This window comes from Pseudomonas sp. B20, from assembly GCF_020515755.1.
Classification (GTDB): domain Bacteria; phylum Pseudomonadota; class Gammaproteobacteria; order Pseudomonadales; family Pseudomonadaceae; genus Aquipseudomonas; species Aquipseudomonas syringae.
In genome coordinates, this window is record NZ_JAHPJG010000015.1 from 78,456 (window position 1) to 93,929 (window position 15,474).

11 protein-coding genes are annotated in these 15,474 nt (G+C 60.0%); 6 read left to right on the plus strand and 5 right to left on the minus strand.

The features are described from left to right. Position 1: 1 nt before the first annotated feature. The 4 genes from LIX91_RS15915 to gloB form a co-directional block, all read right to left on the minus strand. Positions 2 to 1,858: an extracellular solute-binding protein gene (locus LIX91_RS15915; protein ID WP_226488752.1), complete on the minus strand. Its 1,857-nt coding sequence runs from the start codon at positions 1,856 to 1,858 to the stop codon at positions 2 to 4. Further along, the gene (locus LIX91_RS15920) at positions 1,855 to 3,684 is read right to left on the minus strand and encodes an extracellular solute-binding protein (RefSeq protein WP_226488753.1); all 1,830 of its coding nucleotides are present in this window, start codon (positions 3,682 to 3,684) and stop codon (positions 1,855 to 1,857) included. The genes LIX91_RS15915 and LIX91_RS15920 overlap by 4 nt, the downstream gene beginning before the upstream one ends. 137 nt (positions 3,685 to 3,821) lie before the next feature. Next, the gene (locus LIX91_RS15925; RefSeq protein WP_032702719.1) at positions 3,822 to 5,426 is read right to left on the minus strand and encodes a LysM peptidoglycan-binding domain-containing protein; all 1,605 of its coding nucleotides are present in this window, start codon (positions 5,424 to 5,426) and stop codon (positions 3,822 to 3,824) included. A 99-nt stretch (positions 5,427 to 5,525) separates the two neighbouring features. Then, positions 5,526 to 6,305 (minus strand): hydroxyacylglutathione hydrolase, encoded by a 780-nt coding sequence (gene gloB, locus LIX91_RS15930; protein WP_226488754.1) that lies wholly within the window; start codon positions 6,303 to 6,305, stop codon positions 5,526 to 5,528. An 81-nt stretch (positions 6,306 to 6,386) separates the two neighbouring features. Between gloB and LIX91_RS15935 the strand changes: the two genes are divergently transcribed. The 4 genes from LIX91_RS15935 to LIX91_RS15950 all read left to right on the plus strand — a co-directional run bounded on the left by LIX91_RS15935 (position 6,387) and on the right by LIX91_RS15950 (position 9,067). Beyond that, a complete protein-coding gene (locus tag LIX91_RS15935) occupies positions 6,387 to 7,148 on the plus strand; it encodes a methyltransferase domain-containing protein (RefSeq protein ID WP_003415761.1) in 762 nt (253 codons plus the stop codon). Positions 7,149 to 7,194: 46 nt separating this feature from the next. Continuing rightward, on the plus strand, positions 7,195 to 7,647 hold the full coding sequence (gene rnhA, locus LIX91_RS15940) for a ribonuclease HI (RefSeq protein ID WP_003368579.1): 453 nt from the start codon (positions 7,195 to 7,197) through the stop codon (positions 7,645 to 7,647). Positions 7,648 to 7,712: 65 nt separating this feature from the next. Continuing rightward, entirely contained in the window at positions 7,713 to 8,492 is a 780-nt protein-coding gene (dnaQ, locus tag LIX91_RS15945) for a DNA polymerase III subunit epsilon (protein ID WP_003390621.1), read from the plus strand. Between the two features lie 20 nt (positions 8,493 to 8,512). After that, complete coding sequence (locus LIX91_RS15950; RefSeq protein ID WP_032698202.1) at positions 8,513 to 9,067, plus strand: GNAT family N-acetyltransferase; 555 nt, start codon at positions 8,513 to 8,515, stop codon at positions 9,065 to 9,067. A gap of 45 nt (positions 9,068 to 9,112) precedes the next feature. On the opposite strand, the gene LIX91_RS15955 is transcribed toward LIX91_RS15950, so the two are convergent. Beyond that, positions 9,113 to 9,328: a hypothetical protein gene (locus LIX91_RS15955; RefSeq protein WP_003342876.1), complete on the minus strand. Its 216-nt coding sequence runs from the start codon at positions 9,326 to 9,328 to the stop codon at positions 9,113 to 9,115. Positions 9,329 to 9,538: 210 nt separating this feature from the next. Here LIX91_RS15955 and LIX91_RS15960 point away from each other — a divergent pair, with 210 nt between their 5' ends. After that, complete coding sequence (locus LIX91_RS15960) at positions 9,539 to 10,108, plus strand: NADPH-dependent FMN reductase (RefSeq protein WP_032698203.1); 570 nt, start codon at positions 9,539 to 9,541, stop codon at positions 10,106 to 10,108. A 139-nt stretch (positions 10,109 to 10,247) separates the two neighbouring features. Next, a complete protein-coding gene (locus tag LIX91_RS15965) occupies positions 10,248 to 15,461 on the plus strand; it encodes a dermonecrotic toxin domain-containing protein (RefSeq protein WP_226488755.1) in 5,214 nt (1,737 codons plus the stop codon). Positions 15,462 to 15,474: the final 13 nt, after the last annotated feature.

Genomic DNA, 15,474 nt, shown 5'->3' on the forward strand with positions numbered 1-15,474 from the left:
GTTATTGCTCCGCGTTCGCAGGCTTGGCCTGATCAGGGACTGACGGGGTCGCGGTCGCCGGTTTGACATCCGGCTTGGCCCACCAGGTCATCAGGCCGATATCGGAAAGCGCTTTGGCCTTGGGATGGTCAAGGTGGTTCCAGTAAGCCACGCGCCAGGTCTTGATGTGCCAGTTCGGGACGACGTAAAAGCCCCACAGCAGTACGCGGTCCAGCGCCTTGGTATGGGTGATCAGGCTTTGCCGTGAGTCGGCGTTGATCAGGCCGGTGACCAGCGAGTCTACCGCAGGGTCCTTGAGGCCCATGAAATTGCGGCTGCCCGGGTTGTCGGCGCTGGATGAGTCGAAGTACACGCGCTGCTCGTTACCGGGCGAGCTGGACTGCGGATAGCCCGTGACGATCATGTCGTAGTCCCGCGAGCGCAGGCGGTTGATGTATTGCGACACGTCGGCCCGACGAATCACCAGTTCGATACCCAGGTCACTCAGGTTGCGCTTGTAAGGCAACAGAATGCGCTCGAACTCGGTCTGGGCCATCAGAAACTCGATTTTTACCGGGTTGCCCTGCGCGTCGACCATCTTGTCGTCGACGATCTTCCAGCCCGCTTCCTGCAACAGCTGGAAGGCCCGGCGTTGCTGCGGCCGGATCATGCCGCTGCCATCGGTAACCGGCAGGGTGAAGGGTTCGCTGAACACGCGATCCGGAATCTTGCCGCGCAACGGCTCCAGAAGCTTGAGTTCTTCGGCAGACGGCAGGCCGCTGGCGGCCATTTCCGAGTTGTCGAAATAACTTTTGGTGCGGCTGTACGAACCGTTGAACAGCTGTTTGTTGGTCCACTCGAAGTCCAGCAGCAGAGTCAGCGCTTCGCGGACCCTGACATCCTGAAACACAGGCTTGCGCAGGTTGAAGACAAAACCCTGCATGCCGGTCGGGTTGCCGTTGGGCAGCTCTTCCTTGATCAGCCTGCCGTCGCGCACTGCCGGCGTGTCGTAGGCGGTCGCCCAGTTCTTGGCACTGGTTTCCATCCAATAGTCGAATTGCCCGGCCTTGCCAGCCTCCAGCGCTACCGTATTGTCGCGGTAGTAGTCGGTGGTCAGCACGTCGAAGTTGTAGAAACCCTTGTTGATCGGCAGGTCTTTTGCCCAATAATCCTTGACCCGCTCATAACTCACCGAACGACCGGCCTTCACGTCGGCGACCTTGTAAGGTCCGCTGCCCAGCGGGAAGTCCAGGTTGCCCTTGCTGAAGTCGCGATCTGCCCAGAAATGCTTGGGCAGCACCGGCAACTGGCCAAGGATCAACGGCAACTCGCGGCTGCCCTTGTGCTTGAATTTGAACAGCACGCGCAACGGATCTTCGACAATCACCTGATCGACGTCGGCGTAGTAGCCCTTGTACATGGGCGAGCCATGCTCCATGAGGGTCTTGAAGCTGAATTCGACATCGTCGGCGCGGATCGGGTGACCGTCATGAAAGCGCGCTTCGGGGCGCAGATAGAAACGCACCCAGCTGTTGTCCGGGGACTTCTCGATCTTGCCCGCGATCAGTCCGTATTCGGTGAACGGTTCATCCAGGCTCGAGCGGGCCAGGGTGTCGTAGATCAGGCCGATGTCGTCTGCCGGTACGCCCTTGTTGATGAACGGGTTGAGACTGTCAAAGCCGCCGAAGCCTGCCTGGCGCAGCGTGCCGCCCTTGGGGGCATCCGGGTTTACGTAGTCGAAGTGCTTGAAATCAGCCGGGTACTTCGGCGCTTCGTCATACAGCGTCACGCCATGCTGAGGCGCAGCCTGTACCGTGCAGGCGAGGCTGGCCAGCAGCAGGCCGGCTGCCTGCGAGCGCAGGGAGTGCAGAGGGTTCATCGGGGCTTCTCCAGAGTCTTGAGCCACCACGCACGCAGCCCCAGGGTGTAGGGCGGGGTAGTGACCATGGCGAATCGGTTGCGATAGGCAAGCCGATGATTGTTCAGGTACCAGTTGGGAATGCTGTAGTGCTGAGACAGCAGGACACGGTCCAGCGCCCGCGCCGCGGCGACCTGGTCGTCCCGGGTCTGCGCGGCCAGCAGTTTGTTCAGCAGGGCATCGACCACGGGGTTGGCGATACCCGCGTAGTTCTTGCTGCCGTTGATCGCGGCCTGACTGGAATGGAAATACTGCCACTGCTCCAGACCGGGGCTCAGGGTCTGCTGCAGGGTCATCAGAATCATGTCGAAATCGAAACGGTCCAGACGTTGCTTGTACTGGGCGCGGTCGACGGTGCGCAGCCCTGCATTGATCCCCAGGCGGCGCAGGTCTTCGATGTAGGGCTGCAGAATGCGTTCAAGGTTGGGGTTGACCAGCAGGATCTCGAAGCGCAACGGTTGCTTGTCGGCATTGAGCAAACCCTTGTCCGACAGCGTCCAGCCAGCCTCGGCAAGCAGCTTCAGGGCCTTGCGCAAGGTTTCGCGCGGTATCCCGCCGCCATCGGTTTTTGATGGAGTGAATGGCTGGGTGAACAGGCTGGCGGGCAACTGATCGCGGTAGGGCGCCAGGAGCAGCCATTCGGCCCCGGTCGGCAGACCCGTCGCGGAAAATTCGCTGTTGGGGTAGTAGCTGGTCGAGCGGTCATAGGCGTCGCTGAACAGCGTGCGGTTGGTCCATTCGAAATTGAACAGCAGCCCCAGGGCTTCGCGCACGCGGATGTCAGCGAAGGCGGCGCGCCGGGTGTTCATGAACAGGCCCTGGGTCTGGGTCGGTATGCGGTGGGGAATCTGTGCTTTGATCACCTGACCGCTGGCGACTGCGGGGAAGTCATAGCCATTGGCCCAGTTCTTGGCCTGATGCTCGATGTAGATGTCGAATTCACCCGCCTTGAAGGCTTCGAACGCCACGTCGCTGTCGCGGTAGAACTCAACCTCGACCCGATCGAAATTGTATTTGCCGCGGTTGACCGGCAAGTCCTTGCCCCAGTAATCCTTGACCCGTTCGAACACCAGTTGCCGACCCGGCTGCACGCGGGTGATGCGGTAGGGGCCACTGCCCAGCGGCGGTTCGAAGGTGGTCGCCTTGAAATCCCTGTCCTTCCAGTAATGCTGCGGCAACACCGGCAGTTCGCCCAGGCGCAGGATCAGCAGCGGATTGCCGGAGCGTTTGAAGACAAAGCGGATGCGATGACGGTTGAGAATGTCGACGCGCTGCACTTCCTGCAAGGCGGTGCGGTATTGAGGGTGACCGTCCTTGAGCAGTGTCCGGTAGGAAAACGCCACGTCGTAGGCGGTGATGGGCTTGCCGTCATGGAAGCGCGCCTGCGGGCGCAGGTTGAACACCACCCAGCTGCGGTCCTCGCTGTATTCCACGGACTGGGCGATCAGCCCGTAACTGGAGGTCGGTTCATCGCCGGACGGGTCGTACTGGCCTGTGCCGACCATCAGCGGTTCGTTCAGCTCGTTGACGCCATACTGCAGGAAGTTGCCGGTCGAGACCGGGCTGCTGCCCTTGAATGTGTAGGGGTTGAGCGTGTCGAACGTGCCGAAGGCCATCATTCTCAGGGTGCCACCTTTCGGCGCCTCGGGATTGACCCAGTCGAAATGAGTGAAACTGGCCGGGTACTTGAGAACACCAAACTGCGCGTAACCATGACTTTCAGTGATGGCTGCGTTGGCGCAGAAGCTCAAGGCCAGGCTGAGGGTTAGCAGGAAGGGACGTATCACGATCCAGGCGGCTTGGGCTTTCGGGTCGCTAACAGTAACAGCTTGTTCCAGCTGGAAAAAGACTGCAGGTGATGGCGCTGCCGGGGCTGCGTCGGCCACCCGCCCCAAGGTTATCGAAGGGCAAGTGGCCGCGCGCATCAGTGTGGCAGGTAAACGGTCAGGGTCTGGCCGGGTTTGAGAGCCTGCCCGCTACGTGGATTCCAGCGCTTGAGATGTTGCATCTCGACGTTGAAGCGCTTGGCGACCAGGTACATCGAGTCGCCTTTCTGGATCTTGTACTGCATGGATTTCTTTTCGCTGTCCTTGCCACCGGTGCTGGCGACCGCCTTGCCGGCGGCTTTACCTGCAGGTTTGCTGGTGTCCTGCATGACCAGCGTCTGGCCGACCTTGAGCTTTTTGCCGGTCAGCTTGTTCCAGCGTTGCAGGTCTTCGACATCAACCTTGTTGGCTTGCGCGATGTTGGTCAGGTTGTCACCGCTGCGCACCTTGTAACTGCGGGTACGTGACGGCTTGTCGTTGCTGGCCAGCGCTTCGAACACGGGCTGTGAATTCTGCATGCCCGGCTTGACCGGTATGCTCAGCGACTGACCGATCTTCAGGCGGTTGCCGGACAGCTTGTTATTGCCCTTGAGCGAGCTGACCGTGACCTGATAACGACTGGCCAGGCTTTCCAGAGTATCGCCCTTGCGCACCCGGTAAGGCTGCCAGGCGACCAGTTCTTCCTGTTTCATGGTCAGCAGGCTGGCCGTCAGCAATTGCGCCTTGGAGGTAGGCACCAGCAGGTGCTGGGGGCCATCGACGGTCAGGCGCTTCTTGTAGGCAGGGTTGAGCTGAATAAGCTCGTCTTCGTCGATGTCGGCGGCGCTGGCCACTTTCGACAGGTCGACACGCTTGTTGAGCTCGACGACTTCGAAGTAAGGCTGGTTGGCGATCGGGTTCAGATTGACGCCATAAGCTTCCGGCGACAATACAACCTGGGACAGCGCCAGCAGCTTAGGTACGTAATCGCGGGTTTCCTGCGGCAGCGGCAGGTTCCAGTAGTCGGTCGGCAGGTTGAGCTTGTCATTGCGCTCGATGGCGCGGCTCACCGTGCCTTCGCCGGCATTGTAGGCTGCCAGGGCCAGCAGCCAGTCACCGTTGAACATGTCGTGCAGGCGGGTCAGGTAATCCAGTGCCGCAACGGTCGAGGCCTGGATGTCGCGACGTCCGTCATAAAAGCTGGTCTGGCGCAGGTTGAAGTAACGCCCGGTCGACGGGATGAACTGCCAGAGGCCGACCGCCTGGCTGCGCGAAACGGCCATCGGGTTGTAGGCGCTTTCGATGACCGGAAGCAGCGCCAGTTCCAGCGGCATGTTGCGTTCTTCGAGGCGCTCGACGATGTAGTGCATGTACAGGCTGCCGCGCTCGCCAGCATTTTCCAGAAAGGAAGGGTTGTTGGCGAACCACAGGCGCTGTTGATCGATGCGGGGGTTCTGATCGTTGCCTTGTTGCAGTTGAAAGCCCTGACGCATGCGTTCCCAGACATCCTGTGGCGGTGCGAGAGGGGTGGCAGGCTTGTGCGACAGAAAAATCGGTTTTTGCTTGATTCCGGCGGCCAGGTTAGGCGCGCGATGATTGCTGGCCGGGTCGACACTGGCGGTGCTCTGGCAACCGGCCAGAAGGGCACTCGCGGTGACGGCCATGGCCTGAGCCAACCGAGTCAATGCGTCCGAATGTGAAGGCTTGCTGGTAGATGACGACATTGTTCGGGGGGTACATCCAGACGAAAATGTCGGGCGATTCTAGGAAGCGGCCTGCCGTCGGTCAACCTTTCAGAATTTTATTGCGGTTTTAGGGTCGGGTCAGAACTTATCTTTCCATGCCCTCAGGCTTGCAAAGACCGCACTCTGCGAGGTGTTTTGCCCGCCGCTCCGTTCGTCCGCTTTTTCTTTAACGGATGTTTCCCCGGTACGCAGGAAGGGGTTGGTGCGTTTTTCCAGTGCCATATTCGAAGGAAGACTGATGCGATTTTCGCTGCGCCAGCGCGTCACTTCGGCCAGGCGTTCGGCAATATCGACGTTGTCGGGTTCGACGGCCTGTGCAAAGCGCAGATTGCTCAGCGTGTATTCGTGAGCGCAGTAGATCAGCGTGCTGTCCGGCAGTTCGGCCAGGCGGCCGAGAGAATCGTGCATCTGTTGCGGCGTACCCTCGAACAGCCGTCCACATCCGGCGGCAAACAGCGTGTCGCCGCTGAACAGCAGGGGTGTTGTGGCGTCCTCGTGATAAAGCGCGATATGCCCCAGCGTATGACCAGGAACCGCATGCACCACAAATTCCAGGCCCAGCACGGTCAGGCGGTCATTGTCGACCAGCGAGACATCGCGCGCCGGTAGGGTCTCGGCCGCAGGGCCCAGCACACGGGCCGCGGTCGACTGCTTGAGTTCCGCGACACCGCCCACATGATCATTGTGGTGGTGCGTGATCAGGATATCGGTCAGCCGGTAGTCGGGATTCTGCGCCAGCCAGCCCAGCACCGGCTTTGCGTCGCCCGGATCGACGACAGCGCACTGCTGGCTCGAAAGGTCTTGTAACAACCATATGTAGTTGTCATTGAAAGCAGCAAAGGCGTGGATCTGTATCATAGCGCAGTTCGCATAGCGGCGGACAATGGTGCATCTTAGAGTCTGTTGCCGCTGTATGCGAGCACCTCTGGAGGAGAACTCATGACCGATGAAGCGTTCGCTCAGGCTGATCCTGAGTGGCTTGCATTGATCCGCGCTGCCCGTGAATGGCTTTCCGGGCCGCTGGGGCAGCTTCTGCTCGAAGAGGAGCGGCGCATTCTCGACGAAGAACTGGGGCGGTACTTTGGTGGCTATCTGGTGCATTACGGCCCATCGGCGCAAAGCCCGCCGGTGGCGCCCCAGGTGCAGCGCAATGTACGCCTTGGTGCGCCGCTGCCGGGTGTCGAGATCGTCTGTGAGGAACAGGCGTGGCCATTGAGTGAGCACGCGGCCGATGTCGTGGTATTGCAACATGGCCTGGATTTCTGCCTGTCGCCCCATGGCCTGTTGCGTGAAGCGGCCAGCAGCGTGCGGCCGGGCGGGCACTTGCTGATTATCGGCATCAACCCCTGGAGCACCTGGGGCATACGCCACGTTTTCGCTCGGGATGCGTTGCGCAAGGCACGCTGCATTTCATCCTCGCGGGTCGCTGACTGGCTGAATCTGCTGGGCTTCGCGCTGGAGAAACGGCGCTTCGGATGCTATCGTCCGCCCCTTGCTTCAGCAGTATGGCAGTCGCGTCTTGCAGGGCTTGAACGCCTTGGCGAGGGACGTCAGAGCCCCGGTGGCGGCTTCTATGTACTGGTGGCGCGCAAACTGGTGGTAGGTCTCAGGCCCTTGCGTCAGGTGCGCCGTGACCCCATCGGCAAGCTGATCCCGATGCCGATGGCCAAGGTCAGCCGCAACACTCAGGACCAGGCTTGAATAACGCCTTGCTGCACATGAAGCCCATCATTCTGGAAAGGTCGTAATGAGCGATAGCGTTGAACTCTTCACCGACGGTGCCTGCAAGGGTAATCCCGGCCCGGGCGGGTGGGGTGCCCTGCTGGTATGCAAGGGCGTCGAAAAAGAGCTGTGGGGTGGCGAAGCCAATACCACCAACAACCGGATGGAACTGACCGGTGCGATTCGCGGCCTTGAAGAACTCAAGCGCCCCTGCGAAGTGACGCTGGTGACCGACTCTCAGTACGTGATGAAAGGCATTACCGAGTGGATGGTCAACTGGAAGAAGCGCGGCTGGAAAACCGCTGCCAAGGAGCCGGTCAAGAATGCCGATCTGTGGCAGCTCCTGGATGAACAGGTCAGTCGCCACACGGTGAAATGGCAGTGGGTGCGTGGGCACATCGGCCACCCTGGCAACGAGCGTGCCGACCAGCTCGCCAACCGTGGCGTCGACGAAGTGCGCGGCATCCGGCACGGCTAGACGCGCACGGGCTTGCAACGGCCGCTGCGTGCTAGAATCGCGGTCTGTACATGAGGCAACAGTCAATGGCATTGCAAAACCTGGATAACAGATCCATCGTCCTCGATACCGAAACCACCGGTATGCCGGTGACGGATGGTCACCGCATCGTCGAGATCGGTTGTGTCGAGTTGATCGGTCGCCGCCTGACCGGTCGGCACTTTCACGTTTACCTGCAACCTGATCGCGAGAGTGACGAAGGCGCGATCGGTGTTCACGGTATCACCAACGAATTTCTGGTCGGCAAGCCGCGGTTTGCCGAAGTCGCCGATGAATTCTTCGAGTTCATCAAGGGCGCGCAGCTGATCATTCACAACGCGGCGTTCGACGTTGGCTTCATCAACAACGAATTTGCCTTGATGGGGTCGCAGGACAGGGCTGATATCACCCAGCACTGTTCGGTTCTCGACACCCTGATGATGGCGCGGGAGCGCCACCCGGGTCAGCGCAACAGTCTGGATGCGCTGTGCAAACGCTACGGCGTCGATAACTCGGGCCGCGAGCTGCACGGCGCATTGCTCGACTCCGAGATTCTGGCCGACGTCTACCTGGCGATGACCGGCGGGCAGACCAGTCTGTCGCTGGCTGGCAATGCCTCCGATGGCAACGGCTCGGGCGAAGGCTCCGGCAACCGCGCCAGCGAAATTCGCCGCCTGCCGGCCGATCGCAAGCCTTGCCGCATCATTCGCGCCTCTGAAAGCGAGCTGGCCGAGCACGAAGTGCGCATGAGCACCATCGCCAAGGCTTGTGGTGCTCCTCCGCTCTGGGTACAGATGCTGGAAGCCGGAGCACAGGCATCTTCCTGACAGCAAGCGGCAAAGGTGAACTGAACGTGGCACATCCTGCTTTGAGCATTCGGGTTGCAGACGAATGCTTCGAGGACTACATCCTCAACAGCGAATTCACGTTTACAGTGCTCGGCTATGCCCAGCCGATTATCGGCGAGCGCGTGGATTCATGGCCCGTCGAGCTGGTCGAGCCCTACAGCAAGAATTATGGCATCGACTCTCAGGAGTTTGCCGATCATCGCGACGCCCACACCAGTTCGGTGATGGTTGCCTGGCTGGATGACCACCCCGTCGGCCACATCGTGATGAGCACTCACTGGAGCGGCTTCGCTTACATCGATGAGCTGGCGGTAGACGAGTCGGCGCGCCGTCATGGCGTCGCACGTTCATTGCTCGACGCCGCGCAATTCTGGACGCGCAAGCGCAGTCTGCCGGGCATCGTTCTGGAAACACAGAACAATAACCTGGGCGCCTGCAGGCTGTACGAGAGTTGCGGGTACGTGGTCGGCGGGGTGGATCACATGCGCTATCGGGGCATCGATCCGAACACTCGTGAAACGGCGATTTTCTGGTATCTGATCTTTTCGGATTAACAGCTTCCCGCTGGCCGTGCAGCCAAAGCGGGAATGCTGCCGGTATTACGTGGGTGTACGGGTAATTTTTATGCCCGATTGCACCAGCTCGAAGTCCTCACCACCCAAATGCTTGACCCGGTCGCCGATTGCCAGCCTGTAGGTGATCACCGGCTGCCCGCCCTGCGCCTCATTCGGCTGCGATTCCTGGAACTCATGAACCGGATAAACGCGACCTTCGGCGTCCCTGGCATGAAATTGTCCGACGAGAACTGAAGCCATTTGCTCTGTAACCTCTGAAACTGAATATAACTGCTGGTTTACGAATCCATCGAGGCTAGTAGACCACTGATCTATAGGTGAGTTTGCCTTTGAGGGAAAAAATAATCCCTGCTGTTCAAGTGCGTGGGGAATTGACTGGCGCACAGGTCGTCTAAACCCGGCTTCTGTTCTATACCTAACCTTCCCTTGAATCAGATGACGGATATTTTCATGAGCCAGGTTCATACCATTGCCGTATTGGTCGGCAGTCTGCGAAAAGAGTCCATCAACCGCAAGATCGCGCTTGCTCTGGCAGAACTGGCACCTGCCAGCCTGAAACTGAATATCGTCGAGATCGGTGACTTGCCGTTGTACAACGAAGACATCGATGGCGACTCACCGCCGCCTGCATACACCACTTTTCGCGAGCAACTGGGCGCTGCCGACGGCGTGCTGTTTGTCACCCCGGAATACAACCGCTCGGTGCCGGGTGCCCTGAAAAACGCCATCGACGTGGGCTCGCGTCCTTACGGCAAAAGTGCCTTCAGCGGCAAGCCGGGCGCAGTGATCAGTGCCTCGCCGGGTGCTGTCGGTGGCTTTGGTGCCAACCATCACCTGCGCCAGTCGCTGGTGTTTCTGGACGTGCTGTGCCTTCAGCAGCCCGAAGCCTACCTGGGCGGCGCCGGAAGCTTTTTCGACGAGTCCGGCGCATTGTCCGATAAAACCAGGCCCTTCCTGCAGAAGTTCATCGATGCCTTCGCGGCCTGGGTCGAGAAGAACGGCAAAGCTGCCGCCAACTGATTTTTTTGACGAAGCGCGTCTGCCGATCGATTGCTTTATGTAACGCAGGCGCTTCGGTTCATTCTCATACGCTGTTTCCTTTTTCTCTGCCACGCGCCTGGGCGCCGTGCGCAGAGGCGCTCCTCAAAGGAAACAGTACATGTCAGCAGCTCCCTATTTTTCCAGCGACGCTCTGCGCGCGCGATTCACACAAGACATTCAGGACGCCATAGCACAGTCTCGAATCAGCCGCGACGACGGCGCGTGGTTGCAGCTATTGGCCGCCGAAAGCACCGAGCCAACCAACGATGCGCTTCCCCGAGTCGACAGACTGCTGATAAACGACCAGTTGCCCGTCAACGCGGAACTGGCCGCGGCCTTGTTCATCAGCGATGCCGCCAACCCCTCGGCACGGGTCTTTCTCAGTACCCTGACCGTCGGCATCGAGCAATTCGAGAGTCGCAGCGCGCTGTTCAGCGCGTTGCAGCAACGATTCGACGATATCACTGCCGTGTCGATCGTCGAGAGCGAGCGCATCGAGGGCTCGCTGTTTGACGCGCGCACGCAGACGGTCATGCGCCAGCAGGCCGGGCATCTGCAGCGTCTGGCGGTCAGACTGGAGGCGCTGCCCGATCTTCGAGAGGCGACTGGCAAGGCTTTTCAGGACGTGCTGGTAGAAAGGGGCATCGACGTCGTTGCCCAGACTGTCCAGCTTGTGCACACGGCGCCCGGCGCTGCTCCGGCAACGTCAACAGTCGTCGGGACTCAATACCTTGCCGATGCCGCCATGCAGGCGTTTTCCTACGAAGCCCTGCCGGCAGGCCAGACACGGCGCTACCTGGATGCCAAGGGAGTGGCGTTGCCTGCGGCACAGGCGATCGTTTTCGATCAGGCGCTGACTGACTCGGCTGCTTCGGTCGGCACCGCGTATGAGCAATTGCTGTCTGACTACTGGACGTCTAAGGGGCAGGGCGGTCGCACGCGTCGCGACCTCACCGCTGATGCGCTTGCCGAGTGCTTTCGCCAGCATCTGCTATCGAGCAGGACGCACCGTAACATGACCGAGGATGAATACCGCTGGCTGCTGAGCCTGCTGCCTTCGCAGCCTGGCGCGCCCGCTGTGCCGGTGCCGAGGGTACGCAGGTTATCGGTCGTCGTGGCCGGCCAGGACCCGGTCAAGCTGGTAGGCGTATTCTTCATCGATTTCCCCGGAGAAGCGTCACCTGCGGTGTTTCTCTATTCGTCATTGCCGGGCTTCCTGCGCTTCGGCGATCAGGCTCAGGCCATCGAGCATGTGCTGAGGGGCCCTTCACGCGCCGGATTGTTGTTTTACTCATCGCTGAATGATCATTCCGTCATCAGCCTGGAAGGTCAGCTCGAGCTGCGTCATGACACCCTCACCGAGGACTTTTTCAGCGAATTCATTGATGCCCTGATCGCCTTGCAAGAGCGCGACCTGCGCTATGTACTTGACCTGCCGGCCCTTCATTCCGAAAAAAATCCGGCGCGGATCGACGATGCACTGGACATCCGCAAGCTGCTCGATGGTCGGCTATTGAACATGCACGACGCAGGGCGCTGGCGTCAGGACCGGCTGAGCTTTGACAGCGTCTGGGGGGCGGCTGCCCAGAGCAGTGTCAGTGAGCGGCCGAACTTGATTTCAGACCCGTCCTACAACTGGATGGGCAAGTTGAAAAAGCTCGACGCCTTGCTCGACAGCGTCGATGCCATGCATGCCGGTGCAGATGGCTGCATGCATCGCGCGCTCAACCTCTATCTGGCCCTGATCGGCGGTCCGCCTCTGGATGCCCGCAAGCTTTGGGTGCAGGCGGGTGTCGCTGAGGCGGCGCCGGTGCCAGTGTTGACGCTGGCGCTTGAACGGGTGTGCGGTTACGCAAGCGCCTCATTGGCTGACAGTGTCGTTCTCGCCGGGCAGATCACGCCGGTGGCGGATCAACCGGTGCAGCGTCTGTCGCTGGCATTGCTTGAGCAGATACTGATCTGCGTGCAGGCAGATTTTGCCCAGCGCTTCGAGGGGCAGATCAGCGAGTTCTACTCACGCACGATTCGCCAACGCGATACCAGCCTGCATCCCGGCGTGATATCCGCCCTGGTCCGGGAGTATTCGCTGCGCCTTGAATTGCTGGTCGAACGACGCACGGCCACGCTGCCTGTCGCTTTCCTCGACAACGTACAGCAGGTCCTCGACAGGCCGTTGCCAGCACTTCGGGAGGCGTTGGGCGAGGCGCGCGTCGATGCTTTCGGGGTGACGGTTCAGTACGACCCGCAGGCGCCCGTGGTCAAGGTACCCAATGCGTTTGTGGTCACTGGCAGGCTTCCCGACAGTAAGCCCATTCTGTGGATCCTGGATCAGGGTCTCGTCGGTTTCGAAACCCTGCAGGCGCTGGAAGAGTACGTCGCCGGGCGACTGACAAGCATGGAGCTGGGCTCGCAGGTGTCAGGTGTTATCGCTGAACCTGACCGGCGCATGTTACTCGGCCAGCGTGACCGTCGAGGGACGCTTGAGCTCAGGGTCGTCCTGCAACCCATTGAGGGGCATCTCATCGAGGCATTGCAGCGCGACGAGGTCGAGCGCCAACAGCGTACGGTGGCCGATCTTTATCGGCAGTCCATCGCCTGGCAGGTGCCGTCGGAACTGTTCGTCAACCTGCTGAGTGCCGCAGAGCGGGATGACCGAAATCGCCAGGCCCTCAATTCTCTGGGGGTCGCGATTCAGTTCATCATCTACCGGGCGCTCGTACCTTCATGGGTCAGCGAGGCGTCGAAGCGTGATCAGGTCGTGCTGGTCGAGGTACTGCGACGGTTTTATGTGACCTGTGTCGGCGAGAAGGACTTTCTGTTCGGTATTCCAAGCTTCTACGATTATTCCCTCGAGCAGCTCAAGCGCAGGTTCGACAAGGACTTCGCAGAGCCTCGGCCTGATCCTGAAAACGTGCGTGTTTCCCTGACGCACTATGTTCCGGCACCGGTGGGGCCGGGCGAGGTGCCTCAGTCGGTACCTGCGGCGACCCAGGCCGTCAGCGAAAACCTGGTGGAATTCGCAATCAACCGCTTTCTGTCCAGGCAGGACGGCGTCATTCTGCTCTCCTCAAAGGATGACACGCCGCTGAACGCGGCCCTGACACCGGCGTATCTGCGCGAACTGGTGAGGTCGCTGGACGTCGCCGCGAGTTACCGCACGATGCTGAACTCGGTGCTGGCCGAAACCACACCGGAATATCTCGAGCGCCGCAAACTGTTCGTCGAACAGGTTCCTTCGCTGGATATATTGCGAGCCTTTTCCTTCAAGCTGAAAAACGAGCTGTCCGAGCAGGCGTATCGGATTATCGAAAACGTGCTGACCATGCCCGATGCGGTCGCGCGCCTGCCGGTCAACGGTTGCCAGATGATCCTCAGCCCCTTGAAACTGCTTCCGGCCAAGGAGGGGTGGGAGCCGACCGTCGTGCTCAATACGTACCTGATGGGGCCAAAGGACAATCAACCGGGACCGTGGGTGCTTTACGCGCCCCTGCACGATGATTTCGTGTTCAAGGAGTACGCCGACCAGGCTGCGCTGGTCCTTGATATTCACACTTCAGCCTATTTTCAAGCGTACATTCTGGACCGGATCGACCCGGATTTGCGCAAGATTTACGACAAGGGTGGCTTTGTGGAGCCGCACCTGCCTTTCAGCGCCGAGTCCTCTTTCGATCTGCCGTTCGAGCGTCCTGCACCTGTCACCGTGCAAATCGATCCTTATGAGGGCAACTGCCTGTTGCTGATGTTCAAAGGCGCGCTGGATATCCTGAAGCTGCAGGTCAAGCAGTACAGCGTCACCAATGCCGAACATCGCCGCGCGGCGAGCCAGTACCTGTTCACGCTGGGCGCAGAGCAATTCATGGCACTCATGCCTGGGCGCCTGGGGGCGCTGATCGGCATCATTCAGGGGCAGACATTGTTGAACCTGTCGCTCATCTCGGCAACGGATCAGCAATGGGGCCAGGCCATCTCGGAGTTCATGACGGCCCTGAGCGTGATGATTTCTTCCGGGCAGAACCCTGCGGAAGCCGCCTTACTGACGGCTCATGAGACCAGCGCCTTGCTGGATGACCCAACGTCGCCCGACCCGCTTGTGCAATTGATCGATGGCGCTGATACGTTCGAGTTCTCCTGGAGCAACGGCTCTCTGACGCAACAGATCCGCGAGCGTTTGCGCGAGTTCGAAGTTCACGACATAGCCTTGTACACGCTGCAACGCGATGAACTGTTAAGCGTCTACCGCGATCCTGTTACCAGCAGGGCGTATGCAGCCATCGGCGGGAAAACCTATGAGGTGCAGTCCGATGAGGACGGTTGGTTCATCGTGTCGGGCAGCAAGATCGGTCCCTCGGTGAGCCTGGATGCGGATCAGCAATGGAAGCTGGACATCCCTGGCGGGCTGCGCGGTGGAGGCGGGGCGCTGACCCGAATGGAAGGCAACCTGGTCGATGATCTGGTTGACGAGATCATGGTCGTCAGCGCTCGAGGCATGCCCGAGATTCGTCATCGCCACCGGGACATGGCCCAGGCCATCGAAGATGCCTGCCTGCAGGCGCAGCGCTATCTGGAAAACGCGCTGGACAACCTGACCCGACGCTCGCCGGACAACACGCTGGATCCGCGTGCGGAGAAAATACTGAGCGATTTTTTTGCCCAGAAGGCGCCTGACGATCGATTGCGCGATGTCACTAAAAAGACGGTCACCGACCTGTATCAGGAGTTGATCGACCCTTCGATGTCGCCCATCGACTCGTCGCGCTATGTCGTCGGTGTCAATCGAATAGGCAACGAGTCGGCCAGCGCTTTCATCTTCGAAGCCGACCCGGCGCGGCGGGTTTTTCTGACAGAGCAGTTCTTTCGACTGCCGACCTATCGATTGAAGCTCAGTGCGCAACGGGCCGGGGAGTTCAAGTTTGCTCAGCATTATCGGGGCGCGATCCTGATTCATGAGTTATCGCATATGGTGCTGAAAGCGGACGACATCGCCTATGTGGACTCAGAAGCCCCGTTCATTGATTTGCTCGAAGACGCACCTGCCTATCGACTGCGCATCAGAAACGAAACGATATATCGGCAGCAAAAGACCCTTTCCTTTCACACGGATCGGGACAAGTTGTTCAAGCAACTGGACGAAGATGCGTGGCACGATCTGAGGCGCAGGGACGGCAACGGAAAGCAGACAGTTCTGCGCATCGCTGGCAAGAGCACGCTCGAAGAGGCGCGTGATGTGTTTTACGAAGATGTCCACAAGCGAACCGACATCATGCTCAAGAATGCCGACTCGGTGGCCTTGCTGGTGACGTTGCTGGGGCGAGAGCGATTCGTGAAGCCCTGACGCGCTGCCCCTG